Annotated in this window: 1 tRNA gene and 1 rRNA gene; both read left to right on the top strand. The window is 51.8% G+C overall.

Features of this window, described 5'->3' with window-relative positions:
* A 16S ribosomal RNA gene (locus JMV15_RS28205) occupies positions 1-64 on the top strand; the annotation flags it as partial.
* Between the two features lie 81 nt (positions 65-145).
* Positions 146-222, top strand: a tRNA-Ile gene (locus tag JMV15_RS28200).
* The last annotated feature ends 33 nt before the right edge of the window (positions 223-255 follow it).

Genomic DNA, 255 nt, shown 5'->3' with positions numbered 1-255 from the left:
CATGACTGGGGTGAAGTCGTAACAAGGTAGCCGTAGGGGAACCTGCGGCTGGATCACCTCCTTAATCGACGACATCAGCTGCTCCATAAGTTCCCACACGAATTGCTTGATTCATTGAAGAAGACGAAAGAAGCAGCCCGAAATTGGGTCTGTAGCTCAGTTGGTTAGAGCGCACCCCTGATAAGGGTGAGGTCGGCAGTTCGAATCTGCCCAGACCCACCAATTTTGTGTGGGAAACGCCTGTAGAAATACGGG

Source organism: Pseudomonas paracarnis, from assembly GCF_904063055.1.
Taxonomy (GTDB): domain Bacteria; phylum Pseudomonadota; class Gammaproteobacteria; order Pseudomonadales; family Pseudomonadaceae; genus Aquipseudomonas; species Aquipseudomonas paracarnis.
Note: the sequence above shows the minus strand (reverse complement) of the source record. Positions and strands in the feature narration are given on the sequence as shown.